At 64.7% G+C, this 19046-nt stretch carries 16 protein-coding genes; 3 read left to right on the top strand and 13 right to left on the bottom strand.

What is annotated here, in order from left to right; translation table 11 throughout:
- Positions 1–221 precede the first annotated feature (221 nt).
- On the bottom strand, positions 222–776 hold the full coding sequence (locus LDZ27_RS06795; protein WP_255751445.1) for a DUF6013 family protein: 555 nt from the start codon (positions 774–776) through the stop codon (positions 222–224).
- A gap of 148 nt (positions 777–924) precedes the next feature.
- Positions 925–1941: a zinc-binding alcohol dehydrogenase family protein gene (locus LDZ27_RS06790; RefSeq protein WP_244815916.1), complete on the bottom strand. Its 1017-nt coding sequence runs from the start codon at positions 1939–1941 to the stop codon at positions 925–927.
- Between the two features lie 114 nt (positions 1942–2055).
- Here LDZ27_RS06790 and LDZ27_RS06785 point away from each other — a divergent pair, with 114 nt between their 5' ends.
- Positions 2056–3009 (top strand): LysR family transcriptional regulator, encoded by a 954-nt coding sequence (locus tag LDZ27_RS06785; RefSeq protein WP_244815915.1) that lies wholly within the window; start codon positions 2056–2058, stop codon positions 3007–3009.
- 822 nt (positions 3010–3831) lie between these two features.
- Positions 3832–4671 (top strand): phosphoserine phosphatase SerB, encoded by an 840-nt coding sequence (gene serB, locus LDZ27_RS06780; protein WP_244815914.1) that lies wholly within the window; start codon positions 3832–3834, stop codon positions 4669–4671.
- Positions 4672–4692: 21 nt separating this feature from the next.
- On the opposite strand, the gene LDZ27_RS06775 is transcribed toward serB, so the two are convergent.
- The 11 genes from LDZ27_RS06775 to LDZ27_RS06725 all read right to left on the bottom strand — a co-directional run bounded on the left by LDZ27_RS06775 (position 4693) and on the right by LDZ27_RS06725 (position 17858).
- Entirely contained in the window at positions 4693–5886 is a 1194-nt protein-coding gene (locus LDZ27_RS06775) for a cystathionine beta-lyase (protein ID WP_244815913.1), read from the bottom strand.
- Between the two features lie 84 nt (positions 5887–5970).
- On the bottom strand, positions 5971–6663 hold the full coding sequence (locus LDZ27_RS06770; protein ID WP_370653375.1) for a hypothetical protein: 693 nt from the start codon (positions 6661–6663) through the stop codon (positions 5971–5973).
- Between the two features lie 23 nt (positions 6664–6686).
- Positions 6687–7871: a beta-ketothiolase BktB gene (gene bktB, locus LDZ27_RS06765; protein WP_244815912.1), complete on the bottom strand. Its 1185-nt coding sequence runs from the start codon at positions 7869–7871 to the stop codon at positions 6687–6689.
- A gap of 25 nt (positions 7872–7896) precedes the next feature.
- Positions 7897–8823 (bottom strand): sugar kinase, encoded by a 927-nt coding sequence (locus tag LDZ27_RS06760; protein WP_244815911.1) that lies wholly within the window; start codon positions 8821–8823, stop codon positions 7897–7899.
- 3 nt (positions 8824–8826) lie between these two features.
- Complete coding sequence (gene rimO, locus LDZ27_RS06755; protein WP_244816060.1) at positions 8827–10164, bottom strand: 30S ribosomal protein S12 methylthiotransferase RimO; 1338 nt, start codon at positions 10162–10164, stop codon at positions 8827–8829.
- A gap of 521 nt (positions 10165–10685) precedes the next feature.
- Entirely contained in the window at positions 10686–11258 is a 573-nt protein-coding gene (gene phaR / locus LDZ27_RS06750) for a polyhydroxyalkanoate synthesis repressor PhaR (protein ID WP_244815910.1), read from the bottom strand.
- A gap of 159 nt (positions 11259–11417) precedes the next feature.
- Positions 11418–12158, bottom strand: a complete 741-nt coding sequence (locus LDZ27_RS06745) for a 3-ketoacyl-ACP reductase (RefSeq protein ID WP_244815909.1) — start codon at positions 12156–12158, stop codon at positions 11418–11420.
- Positions 12159–12232: 74 nt separating this feature from the next.
- Positions 12233–13414, bottom strand: coding sequence for an acetyl-CoA C-acetyltransferase (locus tag LDZ27_RS06740; protein ID WP_244815908.1), 1182 nt, complete (start codon positions 13412–13414; stop codon positions 12233–12235).
- Positions 13415–13479: 65 nt separating this feature from the next.
- Positions 13480–15543 carry a class I poly(R)-hydroxyalkanoic acid synthase gene (phaC, locus tag LDZ27_RS06735; protein ID WP_244815907.1) on the bottom strand — a complete coding sequence of 688 codons (2064 nt, stop codon included), beginning with the start codon at positions 15541–15543 and terminating at the stop codon, positions 13480–13482.
- A 300-nt stretch (positions 15544–15843) separates the two neighbouring features.
- Positions 15844–16686: a peptidoglycan editing factor PgeF gene (pgeF, locus tag LDZ27_RS06730; RefSeq protein WP_370653374.1), complete on the bottom strand. Its 843-nt coding sequence runs from the start codon at positions 16684–16686 to the stop codon at positions 15844–15846.
- On the bottom strand, positions 16683–17858 hold the full coding sequence (locus tag LDZ27_RS06725) for an RluA family pseudouridine synthase (RefSeq protein ID WP_244815906.1): 1176 nt from the start codon (positions 17856–17858) through the stop codon (positions 16683–16685). Before LDZ27_RS06725 ends, pgeF begins: the two co-directional genes overlap by 4 nt.
- A gap of 228 nt (positions 17859–18086) precedes the next feature.
- Here LDZ27_RS06725 and LDZ27_RS06720 point away from each other — a divergent pair, with 228 nt between their 5' ends.
- Complete coding sequence (locus tag LDZ27_RS06720) at positions 18087–18920, top strand: outer membrane protein assembly factor BamD (RefSeq protein ID WP_244815905.1); 834 nt, start codon at positions 18087–18089, stop codon at positions 18918–18920.
- Positions 18921–19046 lie beyond the last annotated feature (126 nt).

Below are 19046 nucleotides of genomic sequence, written 5' to 3'. Positions count from 1 at the left end.
TCGGAACGGGTCGATGTGTATACGGACGCGGCGATGCGCGGCGCTTGAGGCGCATTGACGCATCGAAAGGCGTCGCAGGAAGCGTGCCAAGCGTTGGCTGCGGTTTTGGCGTGCTGCGGAGCGGGATGGCGTTGCGTTGATTGACTGTTGAGGATGGTCGAAAGAAAGACCGTTAGTTGCCTTGCTGCGTTAGACGAACGCTTCCGTTCGTCCGAGCCGAGTTACTTGCGGCTTGCTGTCACCGTGAGTTGCGTGCCGTCATCGAGCGTGACGGTTTTCTTCGAGCCGGTGGACGTCGGCATCGTGAAACGGACGATCTGGCTCACGCGGTTATCGACGGGACATTGAATGCTCTTGCCGCCGACCGTCACCTTGTTCGTGCCCTTCGGCGCATAGGCGCGAAAGCTGAGTTGCACGTTGGCCGAGCCGTTGTCCGCGACGACCGGCGCCAAGCGAATCTGGATCTGCCGCACCGCTGCCCCGTCCGCGCTGCGCGGAATCGACTCCAGTTGCGGACACGCGTCCGGCACCGGCTGCGCGCCCTTGGCCGCCGATCCCTGCCAGGTGAAGTCGTCGGATTGTCCGGAGCGGATGGTGCGCGTTTCCTGCTCGTTGCCGAAGTTCTTCGACGCCATCTTGACGGTGTACTTGATCGGGCCGTCGTTGGCCGCTTCCGACAGCACCTTGATGCCGGGCGTGGCGTGAGACGCCGGCATCGCGCCCATTGCGAGCACGAATGCGACAGCGCCGCTGACCAGGTTCGAACGTCGATTCATCCGGCACCTCCGGAATTAAGCGGGAAAAATCCGGCGCGAAAACACCGGATCGGCTCAAAGGCGGAGTCAGTCTAGCGCCGCGCGTGCTCGGCCCTCGTCATGGAAAACCCGAGGGCGCGCGCCGCCGAAAAACTGCCCGGCGATCGTTTCAGAATCCCGTCAGAACGAGCTTGCCGATCGCCCGCCCTTCTTCCAGAAGGCGATGCGCCTCGCGCAGATTGGCGGCATCGATCTTTCCGAGGTTCTTGCCGAGCGTCGTGCGGATCGCGCCTGCGTCGATCAGCCGCGCCACTTCCGAGAGCAGCTTGTGCTGCTCGATCATGTCGGGCGTCTGGAACATCGCCCGCGTGAACATGAACTCCCAGTGAAACGCCGCGCTCTTCGCCTTCAGCAATTCGACCGGAAGCGGCCTCGCATTCTCGACGATCGTGCAGATACTGCCTTGCGGCTTCACGACTTCGGCCGCGGCGGGAAAGTGCTTGTCGGTGTCGTTGAAGATCAGCACGTAATCCACCTGGCCGATGCCGGCATCGTTCAATTGCTGCGGGATATTTTCGAAGTGATTGACGATGCGATCCGCGCCCAGGTCCGTCGCCCATTTCGCCGATTCGGGCCGCGAAGCCGTTGCGATCACGGTGAGCTTCGCAACTTGCTTCGCGAGCTGAATGCCGATGGACCCCACGCCGCCCGCGCCGCCGATGATGAGCACCGTCTTGCCGGCGTCCTTGCCTTCGGCGGAAACCTTGAGGCGGTCGAAGAGCGCTTCCCATGCGGTGACGGTCGTGAGCGGCAGCGCGGCCGCGTGAGTGAAATCGAGCGACTTGGGCTTCGCGCCGACGATGCGCTCGTCGATCAGATGGAACTCGCTGTTCGCCCCTTGCCGCGTGATATCGCCCGCGTAGTAGACGGCGTCGCCGGGCTTGAACAGCGTGGCCTCGGGACCGACCGCCTCGACGACGCCCGCCGCGTCCCAGCCGAGCACGCGCGGCGTGTCTTCCACCTTGTCCTTGGGCGCGCGCACTTTCGTGTCGACCGGATTGACGGCGATGGCCTCCACTTTCACGAGCAGGTCACGGCCGGAAGGCGTCGGTTTTTCGAGTTCGATATCGACGAGCGATTCGGGATTCGAGATCGGAAGATAGCGGGTCAGGCCGATGGCTTTCATGATGGTTTCCTGTTTCGAGATGTCCGTGAATACGTCAGGCGCATGGTAGCCCGCGCCGCGTTTGCGCAAAACCGCCATAATCGATGAAACATTTTTCGGGAAAGCCATCGAATCATGAGCGACGCGTGGGTGGAAGGAAATGCGCGGGAGCGGCTGAATCTGCTCGATGTCGGCTTGTTCGTGCGGGCGGCGGCGCTTGCGAACCTGTCGTCGGCGGCGCGCGAGTTCGGCTTGTCGCCGGCGGTGGCGAGCGCGCGCATCGCCGGGCTCGAACGCATGCTGGGCGCGCGGCTCCTGCATCGGACGACGCGGCGCGTGAGCGTCACGCAGGAAGGCGAAATTTTCGTGACTCACGCGCGCGCACTGCTCGATGCGGCGGAAGCCGCGCGCGCGTCGGTCGGGCGCGCGAAGGCCGAGCCGCACGGACGCCTGCGCGTGACGATGCCCTCGTCGCTCGGCCGTCAGCACGTCTCGCCGCTCATTCCCGCGTTTCTGCGGCAGTATCCCGGCGTGAGCATCGATCTGCGCATGACCGACCAGATCGTCGATCTCGTCGACGAAGGCATCGATCTCGCGGTGCGGATCGGTGCGCTCAAGGATTCGACGCTCGTCGCGCGCAGGCTCGCGAGCAATCGCCGCGTGCTCTGCGCATCGCCGGCTTACATCGAGAAGCACGGCGCGCCGCGCCATCCCGCCGACCTCGCCCAGCACGAGTGCGTGATTCTCGCGGACCAGCGCGACTGGAGTTTCGTCACGCCGACGGGCGTCATCGACGTGCGCGTGTCGGGACGGCTCGTCACCGACAACGGCGAAGTGATTCGCGATGCGCTCGCGGCGGGCATCGGCATCGGGCTGAAATCGACGTGGAGCGTGGCGCCGCTTCTCGCGAGCGGGGAACTCGTCACCGTGCTCGACGACTATCCGCTCGCGCAGACGGTCGCGATCTGGGCGGTGTACCCGAGCCGCGCGTTCGTACCGCCGAAGACGCTCGCGTTTACCGACTTTCTGGCGGAGCAGTTCGGCGAGCCGCCTTATTGGGATGTGAATCCGGCCGAGGTAATGCGGTGATGGGCGCGATCGCACCGTCGGTCCGACGGCGTGATCGGGATGGGATTTTGAACGCAGCATGCCGCATGCAAAATGCCGACGCACACGCGTGATGCGCTGGCAAAACATCGCCAAGCGTCCGGACTTCACTGCAGTCGGCGCGAGGAGGATGGCATTTTAAGCACGGCATGCCGCATGCAAAATGCCGACGCACACGCGTGATGCGCTGGCAGCACATCGCCAAGCGTCCGATGACTTCGCCGGCAGTCGGCGTGAGCAAGATGGCAATTTGAGCGCGGCATGGCCGCGTGCAAAATGCTAGTCGGATACGCGTGATGCGCTGGCATGACATCGACACGCGTCCGATGACTTGGCCGGCAGTCGGCGTGAGCAGGATGGCATTTTGAGCGCAGCATGCCGCATGCAAAATGCCGACCCACACGCGTGATGCGCTGGCAGCACATCGCCAAGCGTCCGATGACTTCGCCGCAGTCGGCGCGAGCAGGACGGCATTTTGCGCGCAGAATGCCGCATGCAAAATGCCACTCGACACGCTTGATGCGCCGGCAAAACATCGCCAAGCGTCCGATGACTTCGCTGGCAGTCGGCGTTAACAGATGGCATCTTGAAGGCGGCATGCCGCCGGTCCGCACGCGCGATGCGCTCGCAAGCCATCGCCAAGCGTCCGATGACAACGCCGGCAGTCGGCGTCGACAAAATGGCATTTTGCGCGCCGCATGCCGCATGCAAAATCCCAGCCGAAACGCCCGCGCCGATCAAGGACCACCGCGCCAAGCCCCGTACAATATGCGTTTCGCGTGTAATCACACTGAACCGTCGTCGATGAACCTCGTCATTCAAAGCCCCGCCCCTATCGCCGATTCGCATCTGAAGCCGCTCGCCGCCCTCTCCCGATCACGCGACATCGCGCGCATGGACGACACGGTCCTGCGCCTCGTCGATGTCGACCCGCTCCAGCGGCCGGACATCGACGCCTATTGCGGCGCTCACTCGCTCGACTACGCGTATATCGAACCGCAGGCGCGGCTTTCGGACTTCGGCCTTGTCGCGATGGACATGGATTCGACGCTCATCACGATCGAGTGCATCGACGAGATTGCGGACTTTTGCGGGCTGAAGGCGGAAGTCGCTGCGATCACGGAAGCGTCGATGCGCGGCGAGATCAAGGACTTCAACGAAAGCCTGACGCGCCGTGTCGCACTGCTGAAGGGACTCGACGCGAGCGCGCTCGAGCGCGTCTACGAGGAACGTCTGCGCCTTTCGCCGGGTGCGGAGCGCATGCTCGATGGCGCCCGCGCCGCGGGCCTGAAGACGCTGCTCGTTTCGGGCGGCTTCACGTTCTTCACGGAACGGCTCAAAACCCGGCTCGGACTGGATTACACGCGCGCGAATACGCTCGAAATCATCGATGGGAAACTGACCGGGAAGGTCATCGGCGAGATCGTGAATGCCGACGTGAAGGCTCGCACGCTGCGCGAAACGTGCGACAAGATCGGGATCGAGCCGAGCCGCGCCATCGCGATGGGCGACGGCTCGAACGACCTCAAGATGATGGCCGAAGCCGGCATGTCGGTGGCGTTTCGCGCAAAGCCCGTCGTGCGGCAGGCCGCGAGCCTCGCGTTCAACTTCGTCGGGCTCGACGGCCTCTTGCGCCTATTCTGACGCCTCTTCTGACGCAGCGCGTCAGGCAAGCGCCTTCGCGAGCGCGGCTTCGATGTCCGCGCGCAAATCCGCCTCGCTTTCCAGCCCGATGTAAAACCGCACGAGCACGCCCTCGTGCGGCCATTGCGACGCCGTGCGCATCGAGCGCACGTTGTACGGCATCGCAAGACTGTGCGCGCCGCCCCAACTCCAGCCGATCGAGAACAACTCCAGCGCCTCGACGAAGGCATCGACCTGCGCGGCGCTGTAGCGGGCATCGAACACGATGGAATACAGGCCGCCCGCGCCGCCCGAGAAATCGCGCTCGTAGAACGCATGGCCGGGGCAATCCTCGAGCGCCGGATGCAGCACGGCCGCCACTTCCGGGCGCGTCTTCAGCCAGTGCGCGAGCGCGAGCGCCGAACGGTCGTGGGCTTCGTAGCGCAGTTTCATCGACGGCAGGCTGCGCAGCACGAGCGATGCATCGTCCGCCGACACGCCGATGCCAAGCCGCATGCGCGCGCGCTTGAGCTTCTTGTGCAGTTCGATGTCGCGCGTGATCGTCGCGCCCATCAGGATGTCGCTGCCGCCCGACTGGTACTTCGTCAGCGCCTGCACCGAAATATCGACGCCGTGATCGAACGGCCTAAACGCGAGCCCCGCCGAGTACGTGTTGTCGATCGCCGTCACGATACCGCGCGCGCGCGCAACCGCCACGATCGCCGGCACGTCCTGCACTTCCATCGTCACCGAGCCGGGCGCTTCGAGCCAGATGAGCTTGGTGTTCGCGCGGATCGCATCGGCGATGCCCGCGCCGGTCATCGGATCGTAATAGCTGACTTCGAGGCCGAAATCCGCCGCCAGCCAGTCCGCGTGCTCGCGATTGGGCGAATACGCGTTGTCCGGCACGAGGACGTGATCGCCCGCCTTGACGAGCCCGAAATACACGTTGGAAATCGCGGCAAGTCCCGACGGCTGCAACAGCGCATGCTCGCCGCCTTCGATGGCCGCGAGCCGCTGCGCGAGCGCGATCGTCGTCGGCGTGCCGTGCAGCCCGTAGCGCCACTTCGAGTCGTCGCTCCAGACGAGCGCGCGCATCGTCGCGAGATCGGGAAACACGACGGTCGATGCCCGCGCCACCGGCACGGCGAACGACTCGAAGCCGGGCGTGATGCGGTCGGCCGGTTGCACGATGCGCGTTTGCAGGTCGCGGTCCTTGCTGCTGGAATCGGTCATGGAGTTGCCAGGCGGTGTAGAAAAAAGAGAAACGCCGCCCGCAAGCGATAGCGACGGGCGGCGCGAATTTGAGCGAGAGACGCGTTACTCGCCGATGATGACGTTGCTCGTCCCGCCGACGGCATTGCGCGGCGGCGCAGGCGGCGCCGGTTCCAGCGAAGGTGCGGCGGGAGCGGCGGAAGCGGCGGGCGCGGCGGACTTGGCACCGCCCACCGCAGGCCGCAATTCGAAGGGCTGCGCGTTCGAATCGTCCGGGTCCATGCGCTCGCCCGAGACGCTGCCGTCCGCCTCGAACTTGCCGACCCAGTTGCCGGTGATATGGGTGCCGTCGTTCGATTCTTCGATCTCGAGCGTTTCGCCGTCGCGGTCGCCGGCGAGGAGGATCACCGACTGACTGCCGACGAAGCGATATTCGCCATGCACGCCGGACGGTTCGTCGGTCTTCGCGCCGAGCTTCATTTCGATCTGCCGTCCGCCGAGCGTGCCGACGTAGCGCGGAAACCGCGCGTATTCCGGGTTCGGCGACAACGGCTTCTGCGCCGGCAGCGCGAGCGTCGCTATCGCGCGGTCCGCGCCGTAGGCCTCGCCTTTCGGCGTGGCCTGAGACGTCGCGTCATCGCGCGGCATCGGCGAATTGCAGCCCGCGAGCACGCAAACCGCCGCGAGCGCCACGAGCGCCGAAGCGCCCGCGATCACCGTGCGCGCCGCCGTGCGCGCCGTCGCACGCGCCGTCGCACGCGCCGTCGTACAACGCGCGCGGCTCTTTGCTTCGTTCATGCTTGTTTCCTTCGATACAGACTTCAGATGCGCTCGAAAATCGCCGCGATGCCTTGCCCGCCGCCGATGCACATGGTCACGAGCGCATAGCGCCCGCCGATGCGCTGCAGCTCGTAAAGCGCCTTCACGGTGATGAGCGCGCCGGTCGCGCCGATCGGATGCCCGAGCGAAATGCCCGAGCCGTTCGGATTGACCTTCGCGGGGTCGAGCTTCAGTTCCTGCGCGACCGCGCACGCTTGCGCGGCGAACGCTTCGTTGGCTTCGATGACATCGAGATCGTCGACCGTCAGGCCCGCGCGCTCGAGCGCCTTTTGCGTAGCGGGCACCGGGCCGATGCCCATGAAATTCGGATCGACGCCCGCGTGCGCATAAGCGACGAGGCGCGCGAGCGGCCGCACGCCGCGCTTGTCGGCCACGCTGCGCTCCATCAGCACGACGGCCGCCGCCGCGTCGTTGATGCCCGACGCGTTGCCGGCCGTCACCGTGCCGTTTTCCTTCGCGAACACGGGCTTGAGCTTCGCGAAGTCTTCGGCGCTCGCGTTCATGCGGACGTGCTCGTCGCGCTCGAAGACGGTGTCGCCTTTCTTCGATGCCAGCGTGATCGGCAGAATCTGATCCCTGAAGTAACCGGCTTCGATGGCCCTCGCCGCGCGCCGGTGCGATTCGAGCGCGAGCGCGTCCTGCGCCTCGCGCGTAATGCCGTACTTGCCCGCGACGTTCTCCGCAGTCACGCCCATATGGATTTTGCCGAACGGGTCGTTGAGCGCGCCGAGCATCATGTCGACGACGCGCGCGTCGCCCATGCGCTGGCCGAAGCGCGCGGCGGGCATCACGTAGGGCGCGCGGCTCATGCTTTCCGCGCCGCCGCCGATGGCGATGTCGGCATCGCCGAGCAAGATGGACTGCGACGCCGAAACGATCGCCTGCAAGCCCGAGCCGCACAGCCGGTTCACCGTAAGCGCGGGCGCGTGCTGCGCGACGCCGCCATCGAGCGCCGCGACGCGCGCGAGATACATGTCGCGCGGCTCCGTCTGGATCACATTGCCGAAGACCACATGCCCGACTTCGTCGCCCTCCACGCGCGCACGCGAGAGCACCTCGCGCACGACGCGCGCGCCGAGATCGGTCGGCGTGAAGTCCTTGAGCGCGCCGCCGAAATCGCCGATTGCGGTACGCACACCGCTTGCCACCACCACTTCGCGCTGCATCTTGTCGTCTCCTTTTGGTTATGGATTAGTGCGTGAGCGCGCGCTCGACCGCCGCGCGATCCGGAATCGGTGCGACCGCGCCGAAGCCTTGCGTCGACAGCGCCGCCGCGACGTTCGCGTAATGCGCCGCCGCGAAGGGATCATCGCCCGCGACGATCCGCGCAATGAACGCGCCGCCGAAACAGTCGCCCGCGCCGGTGGCATCGACGGCGTTCACGACGCGTCCCGGCACCACGCGCCGCTCGGCGGGCGTCGCGATATACGCGCCTTCCTTGCCCAGCTTGAGCGCGACGATCCTGGGCCCGAGCGCCAGCAGCGCATCCACGATGGCGTCTTTGTCTTCGTGACCGGTCAGCACCGTGACGTCGTCCCAGCTCGGCAGGCAGATGTCGCTCGCGCTGATCGCTTCGAGCATGACCGCGCGGGCGCGGGCGAGCGGCCACAGCTTGAGCCGCAGGTTCGTGTCGAAGCTGACTTTGACGCCGTGCGCGCGCGCGTGCTCGATCGCGGCGAACGCGGCATCGCACGCGGATACGCCGATCGCGAGGCTGATGCCCGACAGATGCAGAACCTTCGCCGCGGCGATGGCGTCGAGCGGCAAGTGCGACGGCGCATAGCGGCTTGCCGCCGAGCCCGCGCGCAGATAGTCGAAGCGATGCCCGCTCGCGCCGTGCGATACGAAGTAGACGCCGGTGGGCGCTTCATTCTCGACGCGCACGGCCGTTGTATCGACGTTCTCGGCGCGCCACAGATCGAGCAGCAGTTGCCCGAAATGATCGCTGCCGACCGCCGACACGAAGCCCGTCCTCGCGCCCTGCCGCGCCGCCGCGATCAGGAAATTCGAAACATCGCCGCCGAAGCCTTGCAGATAGTTCGGCTCGTCGCGCGTTGCCTGATTGAACTCGATCATCGCCTCGCCGAGCGCGAGGATCTGGGCAGTGTCCGGCGTCATCGCTCAGACCTCGCCCCAGAGATCGTGGCCGTCCGCGCCGGTGATTTTCACCGAGACGAAATCGCCGGCCTTGTAGCGCTTCGATGCCTTCGTCGGCGGCGCGACATACACGACGCCGTCGATTTCCGGCGCATCCGCCGCCGTGCGCCCGATGCCGCCTTCCGCGCCAATTTCATCGACGAGCACTTTCAGCGTCTTCCCGACCTTCTTTTGCATGCGTTTCGCCGACAGTTCCTCGGCCAGCTCCATGAAGCGCGCGCGGCGCTCCTCGCGCACGTCGTCGGGCAGCGCGCCGTCGAGTTCATTGGCCGTCGCGCCTTCGACCGGCGAATACGCGAAGCAGCCGACGCGATCCAGATCCGCCTCGCGGATGAAATCGAGCAGCGTTTGAAACTGCTCTTCGGTCTCGCCCGGAAAGCCCGCGATGAACGTGCTTCGGATGGTCAGATCGGGACAAATCTCGCGCCACGTCTTCACGCGCTCCAGCACCTTTTCGGCGTTGGCGGGGCGCTTCATGCGTTTCAGGACGTCGGGATGCGCGTGCTGGAAAGGCACGTCGAGGTACGGCAGCACATGGCCCTTGAGCGGACCTTCGGCCATCATCGGGATGACTTCATCGACGCTCGGATACGGATAGACGTAGTGCAGACGCACCCACGCGCCGTACTGCGCCGCCAGTTCGCCGAGCGCGCCGACGAGTTCGGTCATGCGCGTCTTGAGCGGCTTGCCGTTCCAGAAGCCGGTGCGGTATTTCACGTCGACGCCATACGCGCTCGTGTCCTGCGAGATGACGAGGAGTTCCTTTACGCCCGACTTGAAGAGATTCTCCGCCTCCATCATGACTTCCGCGACGGGACGCGAGACGAGGTCGCCGCGCATCGACGGGATGATGCAGAACGTGCAGCGGTGATTGCAGCCTTCGGAAATCTTGAGATACGCGTAGTGGCGCGGCGTGAGCTTGATGCCGGCGGGCGGGACGAGATCGACGAAAGGATCGTGCGGCTTCGGCAGATGCGCGTGCACCGCGTTCATCACTTCGTTGGTCGCGTGCGGACCGGTGACGGCCAGCACTTTCGGATGCACTTCTTCGATGAGACCCGTGCCGCTCGCGCTCTTTTTCGCGCCGAGGCAGCCGGTGACGATGACCTTGCCGTTTTCGTTGAGCGCCTCGCCGATGGCATCGAGGCTTTCTTGCACGGCTTCGTCGATAAAGCCGCAGGTGTTCACGACGACGAGGTCGGCGCCGTCATACGTGCCGGAGATTTCGTAACCTTCGGCGCGCAGCTGGGTGATGATTTGTTCGGAATCGACGAGCGCCTTCGGGCAGCCGAGGCTGACCATGCCGATCTTCGGCGCGGGCGCGTTGGAGGTGGGTTTTGCTGGAATATTCACGGGGGAGATTCGGGAGTGGCGCGGGGCTTGCCGCTCGCTTGGCGAGCGAATCCGCCATTTTAACCGGAATGGGTTTGGCGGTTTTTTTGGGTTTTGCTTTGATCCGGGCGCTTGTTTGTTGCTTTTGCCGTCGTCTTGCCGTTTTGTGCAGTAGCCGCCTCCCCGGCGGGGGCACTTTCTTTGTGTCGACCGGAGTCGGCGCTTTAACGCCTTACTCTGTTCCCATGCAAAGAAAGTAACCAAAGAAAGCAGCTTTTTTCGAACCGCCCGAAGCACGGAGACCGTGACCACCTGCAGAACCGCTTTGGCACTCCAATCAATGCAGCCCTGAATCACCTTCCGCGCCCGCTGAGCGCCGCGTCAGCTCCACAAAACCAGTGGTGCGCTTGCCGCCCGTGAATTGCAACAAGCCACGGGCCGCACGTGTCGGCCGCGCCCTACCGACAACCCGCGGCGCCGCACACCGCCCCTCACTTCTTCTCGCCGGTCGGCGCCCCACCCGGAAACGGAAACGTATTGAACATCGTCTTCGCCTGATTCTGCATCTGCTCCTGCATCTGCACGAACATGTTCTTCGACTGCTCGATGTAGCTCGTCATCATGCCCTGCATCATCGGGGCCTGCATGTTCATGAACTGCGACCACACTTCCGGGTTCAGCGCGTTGCCGTCGTAGATGCCCTTGCTTTGCTCGGACAGCTTCTGCTGGATGTCGATGAACGCCTGGATGTTCTTCTCCAGATACGTTCCCATCATGCCCTGCATCGCGTGGCCGTAAAAACGGATGATCTGCGAAAGCATCACCGACGAAAACATCGGCAAGCCGCCGCTCTCTTCCTCCAGAATGATCTGCAAAAGGATGCTGCGCGTCAGGTCGTCGTTGGACTTGGCGTCGAGCACCTTGAAGTCTTCCTGATCGAGAACGAGCTGCTTCACGTCGGATAACGTGATGTACGTGCTCGTCTCCGTGTCATACAGCCGACGATTGGGATATTTTTTTATGAGTCGTTCGGCAGATTTCTTTGTAGTAGTCGTGGTGGTCATTGAACGCCTTTAAACGCGAGACTTTACTGCGATGGCAGCAAGCATGTCTTGCGTTGTCGCAAAAAAGCGTTGCTGCAGGTTCGCCGCATAGTTGATATATCCGGCAAGCGGCAGACGTCCGGCCCGCGCCCCACGCGAGAGCCGGACGAGCGCAGCCCGTCAGCCCATGTGCAAGCCGCCATTGAGCGAAAAGTCCGCTCCGGTGGAAAAGCCCGATTCCTCCGACGCAAGCCACGCGACGATCGAGCCGATTTCGTCCGGCGTGCCGAGACGCCGCACCGGAATCGTCGCGACGATCTTTTCGAGCACTTCGGGGCGGATCGACTTCACCATGTCCGTGCCGATATAGCCCGGCGACACCGTGTTGACCGTCACGCCCTTGGTCGCGACTTCCTGCGCGAGCGCCATCGTGAAGCCGTGAATGCCCGCCTTCGCGGTCGAATAGTTCGTCTGGCCGAACTGCCCTTTCTGGCCGTTCACCGACGAAATATTGATGATGCGCCCGAAGCCGCGCTCCACCATGCCGTCGATCACCTGCTTGGTCACATTGAAAAGGCTCGTCAGGTTCGTGTCGATGACGGCCGTCCAGTCTTCGTGCGTCATCTTGCGGAACACGACATCGCGCGTGATGCCCGCGTTGTTCACCAGCACGTCGATTTCGCCGACTTCGGCCTTCACCTTGTCGAACGCGACCTTCGTCGATTCCCAGTCGCCGACATTGCCTTCCGAGGCAACGAAGTCGAAGCCGAGCGCCTTCTGGTCTTCCAGCCATTTCACGCGGCGCGGCGAGTTCGGGCCGCAACCCGCGACGACCGTGAAGCCGTCCTTGAGGAGCCGCTGGCAAATGCTGGTGCCGATGCCGCCCATCCCGCCGGTTACATACGCTATGCGCTTCGTCATGCTCGACTCCCTTTTCGTTATGCGGGGCGCGCCCGACAGCGCCGCCCGCCTGGTTCCTTTTTTTCCCGCCGCCCTTACGGACGCTCGAGCGCCAGCGCGACGCCCATGCCGCCGCCGATGCACAGCGACGCGAGGCCCTTCTTCGCATCGCGCTTTTGCATCTCGTGCAGCAGCGTGACGAGGATACGGCAGCCCGATGCGCCGATCGGATGACCGATCGCGATCGCCCCGCCGTTCACGTTGATCTTTTCCTGGTCCCAGCCCATCTGCTTGTGCACGGCGAGCGCCTGCGCAGCGAACGCCTCGTTGATCTCCATCAGATCGAGATCGTTCACGCTCCAGCCCGCGCGTTCCAGACAGCGCTTCGATGCCGGCACCGGCCCCATGCCCATGATTTTCGGATCGACGCCCGCGCTCGCATACGCCTTGATGCGCGCAAGCGGCGTGAGGCCGAGCGCTTCGGCCTTCTTCGCCGACATCACGACGACCGCCGCCGCGCCATCGTTGATGCCCGACGCGTTCGCCGCCGTCACCGTGCCTTCCTTCGAAAACGCGGGCCTCAGGCCCGAGAGCGCTTCGGCGGTGACGCCGTGGCGCACGAATTCGTCAGTGGCGAATTGCAGCGGTTCGCCCTTGCGCTGGGGAATCGCGACCGGCACGATTTCGTCGCTGAAACGCCCTTCCTTCTGCGCGCGCTCGGCCTTGTTTTGCGACAACGCCGCGAACGCGTCCTGTGCTTCGCGCGTGATGCCGAATTCCTTCGCGACGTTTTCCGCCGTCGTGCCCATGTGGTAGTTGTTATAGACGTCCCACAGGCCATCGACGATCATCGAGTCGATCAGTTTTGCATCGCCCATGCGGAAGCCGTCGCGCGAGCCGGGCAGCACGTGCGGCGCCGCGCTCATGTTCTCCTGACCGCCCGCGACGACGATCTCCGAATCGCCCGCGATGATCGCGTTCGCGGCAAGCATCACCGCCTTGAGGCCCGAACCGCAAACCTTGTTGATCGTCATGCCCGGCACCATGTCGGGCAAGCCTGCCTTGATGACCGACTGGCGCGCCGGATTCTGGCCCGAGCCCGCCGTCAGCACCTGTCCCAGGATGACCTCGCTCACCTGCTCGGGCTTCACGCCCGCGCGCTCGAGCACCGCGCGAATCACCGTCGCGCCCAGTTCCGGCGCCGCGATCTTCGCGAGCGAACCGCCGAACTTGCCGACCGCTGTACGCGCGGCCGATACGATCACTACGTCAGTCATTTCAGTTTCCTTTGGCATCGAATGTTGGCTTGCGTTCTGGCGCCCGAGCGTCGCTCGACGGTCTGTCAACTGTCGCGCTGCATGACGTAGCGTCCCGGCGCCGCCTCGATCACAGGATAATTCTTCGATCCGAGCGATGCGCCCGGCTTGCGCTCATCGCCCGCGTGCTTGGCGAGCCATTCGGTCCACGTCGGCCACCAGCTGCCGGGATGCTCGGTCGCGGTCTCGAACCACGCGTCGGGATCGGCGGGCAGACGCGTGTCGGTGCTGTCGACCATCCAGAAGCTGCGCTTGTTCTTCGACGGCGGATTGATCACGCCCGCGATATGTCCCGATGCGCCGAGCACGAACGTCTCGGGTCCCGAAAGCAGCGGCGCGGACGCATACGCCGACTTCCACGGCACGATATGGTCCTCGCGTGAACCGTAGATGAAGGTCGGCACCGTGAGGCTCGACAAGTCCACCGGCTCGCCACATACGGTGAGCGCGCCGGGTTCGCGCAGCTTGTTCTCGAGATACGTGTTGCGCAGATACCAGACGCACATCGGGCCGGGCAGATTCGTCGAATCGCTGTTCCAGAAAAGCAAGTCGAACGCTTGCGGCGTGCGGCCCTTCAGATAATTGTCGACGACGTAGTTCCAAACGAGATCATTCGGGCGCAGATACGAGAACGTATTGGCGAATTCGATGCCGCGCATGAGGCCGGCCGGCGCGCCGTTCTTGCCGCCGATCGCCTGCTCGCGCATCTGGACGTGCGCTTCGTCGACGAAAACGTCGAGCACGCCGGTGTCCGTGAAGTCGAGCATGGAGGTGAGCAGCGTCATCGACGAAGCCGGCTCGTTGCCGCGCGCCTTTTCGACGGCGAGCGCGGTTGCGAGCAGCGTGCCGCCGATGCAGAAGCCGAGCGTGTTGACCTTGTCCGCGCCGGCGATGTCCTTCACGACGCGCATCGTCTGAAGCACGCCTTCGTCGACGTAATCGTCCCAGGTCTTATGCGCGATCGACTGGTCCGCATTGCGCCACGACACCATGAAGACCTGCTGGCCCGATTCGAGCGCATGCCGCACGAGCGAGCCTTCCGGCGAAAGATCGAGGATATAGAACTTGTTGATGCAAGGCGGCACGATCAGAAGCGGCCGCGCATGAACCTTCGGCGCGAGCGGCTTGTACTGGATCAGTTGCGCGAGCTCGTTCTCGTAGACGACCGCGCCTTCGGTGGTCGCGATGTTCTTGCCGATCACGAAGCCCGATTCGTCCGACTGCGAAATCTTGCCGCGCTGCATGTCACCGAGCAGATTCAGCATGCCCTGGCGCAGGCTCTCGCCCTTGCTCTCGATGAGCGCCTTCTGCGCTTCGGGATTGAACGCGAGGTAGTTGCTCGGCGCCGCCGCGGCCGCCCATTGCTGCACGGTGAAGCGGATGCGCTCGCGCGTCTTCGGATCGCTCTGGATCGCATCGGCCAACTCTTGCAGATAGCGCGCGTTGAGCAGATACCACGCCGCGGTGAACGCGAACGCGGGCGTGGATTGCCACGCGTTGTCCTTGAAGCGCCGGTCCTTGAGCGAGGTCGGGTCGATGCTCTGCCCGCTCGCCTGCCGCAAAAGCTCGGACACGTCGCGTGTGTAGTCGCTTTGCAGTTGATGCAGGCGGTCGGGCGGAATGGCCGCTGTCGGAATCTTCGGCAAGGTCGGCAGGCCCTGCATCGCCGCGCCGAAACCCGGCATGCTGCTCGCGAGCTTGGCGAACTCCGCGAGGCCGTTCATCTTGGTCAAGTCGGGCATCTGCGGCATGCTCGCGATGGTCGGGAATGCCGTGGGAAAGCCGCCGGGGAATGTTCCGGGGAATGCGCCGGGCACGCCGCCGAAGCTATGAAACGGAAAGCCGCCAAATGCGCCCGCGGGCGATGCCGCGCTGTTCGCCCCGGCTTCGCCACCCGCCTTTGCGCCGTCAGCGGCGGGATTCGTCTGTTGAGTGAACTTCGCCCATTGCGCAGGATCGGCAACGGAGCGCCAGGCGTTGAGCCATTGTTCGAACGCTTGCTGTACGCCAGTCGGATCGGCTGGGGTGTCGGCCGTGGTGCTGTCGGCTGTACGGGAGCGGGAAGATGAGGAAGATGTTTTGGAAGCCATACCCGCCTTTGACCTCTGAGTCTCGCAAGACTGATTGCTGATGCAGGCATTGCCGGGCTATCTCGACTTGCACAACTGTCGATGCGCCGATTGCGCGTGGCAAGAATTGCCCCCGCTACGCCGGCCCGATTGAATCCATTACGGGAACATTCTTGCTCTGAGGCGTCGAGCATGTCAATGCTTCGTCCCGATTTTGCCGCAGTGCGATGTTTTTATAATTATCGTTTTCCCCCATCGAAATGAAACGGCGCGCAAGCGGCGATTCGGCCTGCCGACTGACTCCCGCGGCGATCCGTCGATTCAGTCGGCAAGCCAGATCATCGCGGCCATGCGGCCGGTCACGCGATCGCGCCGATAGGAATAGAAGCGCTCACTTTCGGTGACCGTGCAATGCGTGCCGCCGTGGATGCGCGCCGCGTCGATGCCGATGTCGGCAAGGCGCAGGCGCGCGAGCGCATAGATGTCCGCGAGGTACTTGCCGGCGGTCCCGGTAGCTTCGAACGCGGCGGCGGTCGCGTCGCGACGGCGCGTGTCGCATGCGCTGACGAAGGCATCGAGCACGTCTTCGCCGACTTCGAACGCCAACGGCCCGATCGCCGGACCGAGATACGCGTTGAGCTTCGATGCCGGCGCGCCCGCGAGAGCCGCGACGCGCTCGCCCGTCTTTTCGATGATGCCGCCCGCGAGACCGCGCCAGCCCGCGTGCGCCGCGCCGACCGCGCGGCCTTCGTCGTCGCAGAAGAGTACGGGCAGGCAATCCGCCGTCATCACGACCGAGACGACGCCCGCGCGATCCGTCACGCTTGCGTCCGCACGCGTCGGCCCGGATGCGCGTGCGTCGATCACCGCCTGCGCGTCTTCGACCTGCGTGCCGTGGATCTGCGACAGCCATGCGGCATCGCGCGCGCCGGTCAGCGCGAGCGCGCGGCGGCGGTTTTCCTGCACGGCCTCGGGCGCATCGCCGGTGGATAGTCCCAGGTTCAGACCGCCCGCCTCGGGCGCGCCGCCATCGTAAGGCGCGGCGCTCACGCCGCCCGCGCGCGTCGTCACGAATGCGCGAACGCGCGGCGACACGCGCCATTGCGGCCACAGACAATGCTTCGGATCGAGTGCGGGCGCAGCGCCCGGGCGGTCGGTCATCATGCTTCGTCGTCCTCGTAATCGTCGTCTTCTTCGTCCCACGCTTCGCCTTCGCTCATCTCGTAGACTTCGGCGAACGCGTCGTCCTCGTCGAAGTCGATTTCTTCGTCGCGCCCGAAACCGAGTTCCTGCGCGAGCGTCGCGAGGTCCTGCGGAACGTCCGCGCGCCAGTGCACGTCCTTGCCCGTCAGCGGATGGATGAGCCCGAGCCGCCACGCATGCAGCGCCTGGCGCGCGAAGCCGTTCGGCAGCGGCGTGACCGAGCGCTTGCCGCGCGCGCGTCCATAGACCGGATCGCCGAGCAGCGGATGTCCCACATGCGCGCAATGCACGCGAATCTGATGCGTGCGGCCGGTTTCGAGATCGCAGTGGATCGCGCTCACAGGCTGGCCCTTCCACGTCGCGCGGTCGATGGTGCGAAAGTGCGTGCGCGCGGGCTTGCCCGCCGCGCTCTGCACGACGGCCATGCGCGTGCGTTCGCGCGAATCGCGGCCGATGGGCGCGTCGATGGTGCCGTCGTCCGGCATGTTGCCCCACACGAACGCCACATAGCGGCGCTTCACCGTGCGCGCCTGCAACTGGCGCACGAGGTCGGTTTGCGCTTCGAGCGTGCGCGCGACGACCATCAGCCCCGACGTCTCCTTGTCCAGCCGATGCACGATGCCCGCGCGCGGCAGTCCGGCGGCGGCGGCGCCGTATCGGTGCAGCAGGCCGTTGAGCAGCGTGCCGCTCCAGTTCCCGGCCGCGGGATGCACGACCAGCCCCGCGGGTTTGTCGACGACGACGAGCGCCTCGTCCTCATAGACGATGGAAAGCGGAACCGGCTCGGGCGTGAACGCGAGCTGCTCGGGCAGCAGATCCGGCACGAGCGCGATGGTCGCGCCGAGCGGCACCGGCTGGCGGATCTTCGCCGCAGCGCCGTCGACGAGCACGCGCCCTTCCTCGATCCAGCCCTGCAGACGGCTGCGCGAAAACTCGGGGAAGACCTTCGCGAGCACCTTGTCGAGCCGGTCGCCCGCGAGTTCGTCGGGCACGCGCGCCGTGCGCGCATCGCCGGCATGCGCAGCCGCGCCTGCCTCGCGTTCCGATTCGGGCGAAGCAGCGTCGTCGCGGGTGGCGCATCGGCTATAATCTTTGAGTTGGTCTTTGGTACGACGAGTACTTGAGCGGGTCATTTAAACGAGATAACGGGAAGTGCGCGGGGAATTCCAAAGCGCAGCTGTAAAGCGGAAAGTGCCGGCGTGATCGCATGTTTCGCGTGTCGGCAAGCGTCATCGTTGCACAGCGCGTAACGTCGCGACGATGAACCGCATGCCGCGCCGACAGACCGCACCGGAAACACAGCTGGAACCAGCCGGAAAGCCCAGGACAAGCCCAGCACGAGCCAGGATAAGCAAGCACTGATGCGAGCCTTCAACACCATTCATCAATCGATGCAGCAATCGATCAAGTATCTGGCGCTGGCCGCGAGCGTCGCCATCGTCACGGCCTGCCACGGCCTGCCCGAGAAAACCGACGAAACGGCGACGTGGAATAACAACAAATTATATACGGAGGCCCAGGACGCGCTCTCCGGCAGCGACTGGGGCAAGTGCGCCAAGTACTTCGAGGCGCTCGAAGGCCGCGACCCGTTCGGCCACTTCGCGCAGCAGGCGCAGATCAACGTCGCGTACTGCAACTGGAAGGACAGCGAAACCGCCAACGCGGACCAGGCCATCGACCGTTTCATCCGGCTGCATCCGGATCATCCCGATATCGCGTATGCGTATTATCTGAAGGGCATGATCCATTTCAACGACGATCTCGGTCTCTTCGGCCGCTTCTCGGGTCAGGACATGAGCGAGCGCGATCCGAAGTCGCTGCGCGAGTCGTATGACGCGTTCAAGGTCGTCGTCGACAAATATCCGCAAAGCAAGTACGCGCCGGATGCCGCGCAGCGCATGCGCTATATCGTGAACGCGCTCGCCTCGCACGAAGTTCATGCGGCCGATTACTACTATCGCCGTGGCGCCTACGTGGCGGCGATCAACCGGGCGCAGCTCGCCATCCGCGAGTACAAGAACGCCCCGGCGACGGAAGACGCGCTGCACATCATGATGCTGTCGTATCAGAGGCTGGATCAGCCGCAACTTGCCGACGACACCAAGCGCGTGCTTGCAGCGACCTTCCCGGACAGCCCGTATGTGACGGGCAAGCGCCGCGCCGGCACCGACAAGCCGTGGTATCAGATCTGGTAATTAGCGTGTAGAGGCCGGCGCCCGCGCCGGCCTTGCAACAAAGGGCGTGCGAACGCCCTATTTTTTTGCGCGGAATTTTTTCTGTCGGCAACAAAATTTAGCAATCCTCTGGATCAGCGCAGGCAT

Source organism: Caballeronia sp. Lep1P3, from assembly GCF_022879595.1.
Taxonomy (GTDB): Bacteria; Pseudomonadota; Gammaproteobacteria; order Burkholderiales; family Burkholderiaceae; genus Caballeronia.
This window is presented reverse-complemented; position numbering and strand designations above follow the sequence as displayed.

Bases quoted from the DNA above. Each gene is read 5' to 3' on its own strand.
- LDZ27_RS06795 (WP_255751445.1), bottom strand. From the start codon at position 776: ATGAATCGACGTTCGAACCTGGTCAGCGGCGCTGTCGCATTCGTGCTC.
- LDZ27_RS06790 (WP_244815916.1), bottom strand. From the start codon at position 1,941: ATGAAAGCCATCGGCCTGACCCGCTATCTTCCGATCTCGAATCCCGAA.
- LDZ27_RS06785 (WP_244815915.1), top strand. From the start codon at position 2,056: ATGAGCGACGCGTGGGTGGAAGGAAATGCGCGGGAGCGGCTGAATCTG.
- serB (WP_244815914.1), top strand. From the start codon at position 3,832: ATGAACCTCGTCATTCAAAGCCCCGCCCCTATCGCCGATTCGCATCTG.
- LDZ27_RS06775 (WP_244815913.1), bottom strand. From the start codon at position 5,886: ATGACCGATTCCAGCAGCAAGGACCGCGACCTGCAAACGCGCATCGTG.
- LDZ27_RS06770 (WP_370653375.1), bottom strand. From the start codon at position 6,663: ATGAACGAAGCAAAGAGCCGCGCGCGTTGTACGACGGCGCGTGCGACG.
- bktB (WP_244815912.1), bottom strand. From the start codon at position 7,871: ATGCAGCGCGAAGTGGTGGTGGCAAGCGGTGTGCGTACCGCAATCGGC.
- LDZ27_RS06760 (WP_244815911.1), bottom strand. From the start codon at position 8,823: ATGACGCCGGACACTGCCCAGATCCTCGCGCTCGGCGAGGCGATGATC.
- rimO (WP_244816060.1), bottom strand. From the start codon at position 10,164: ATGGTCAGCCTCGGCTGCCCGAAGGCGCTCGTCGATTCCGAACAAATC.
- phaR (WP_244815910.1), bottom strand. From the start codon at position 11,258: ATGACCACCACGACTACTACAAAGAAATCTGCCGAACGACTCATAAAA.
- LDZ27_RS06745 (WP_244815909.1), bottom strand. From the start codon at position 12,158: ATGACGAAGCGCATAGCGTATGTAACCGGCGGGATGGGCGGCATCGGC.
- LDZ27_RS06740 (WP_244815908.1), bottom strand. From the start codon at position 13,414: ATGACTGACGTAGTGATCGTATCGGCCGCGCGTACAGCGGTCGGCAAG.
- phaC (WP_244815907.1), bottom strand. From the start codon at position 15,543: ATGGCTTCCAAAACATCTTCCTCATCTTCCCGCTCCCGTACAGCCGAC.
- pgeF (WP_370653374.1), bottom strand. From the start codon at position 16,686: ATGATGACCGACCGCCCGGGCGCTGCGCCCGCACTCGATCCGAAGCAT.
- LDZ27_RS06725 (WP_244815906.1), bottom strand. From the start codon at position 17,858: ATGACCCGCTCAAGTACTCGTCGTACCAAAGACCAACTCAAAGATTAT.
- LDZ27_RS06720 (WP_244815905.1), top strand. From the start codon at position 18,087: ATGCGAGCCTTCAACACCATTCATCAATCGATGCAGCAATCGATCAAG.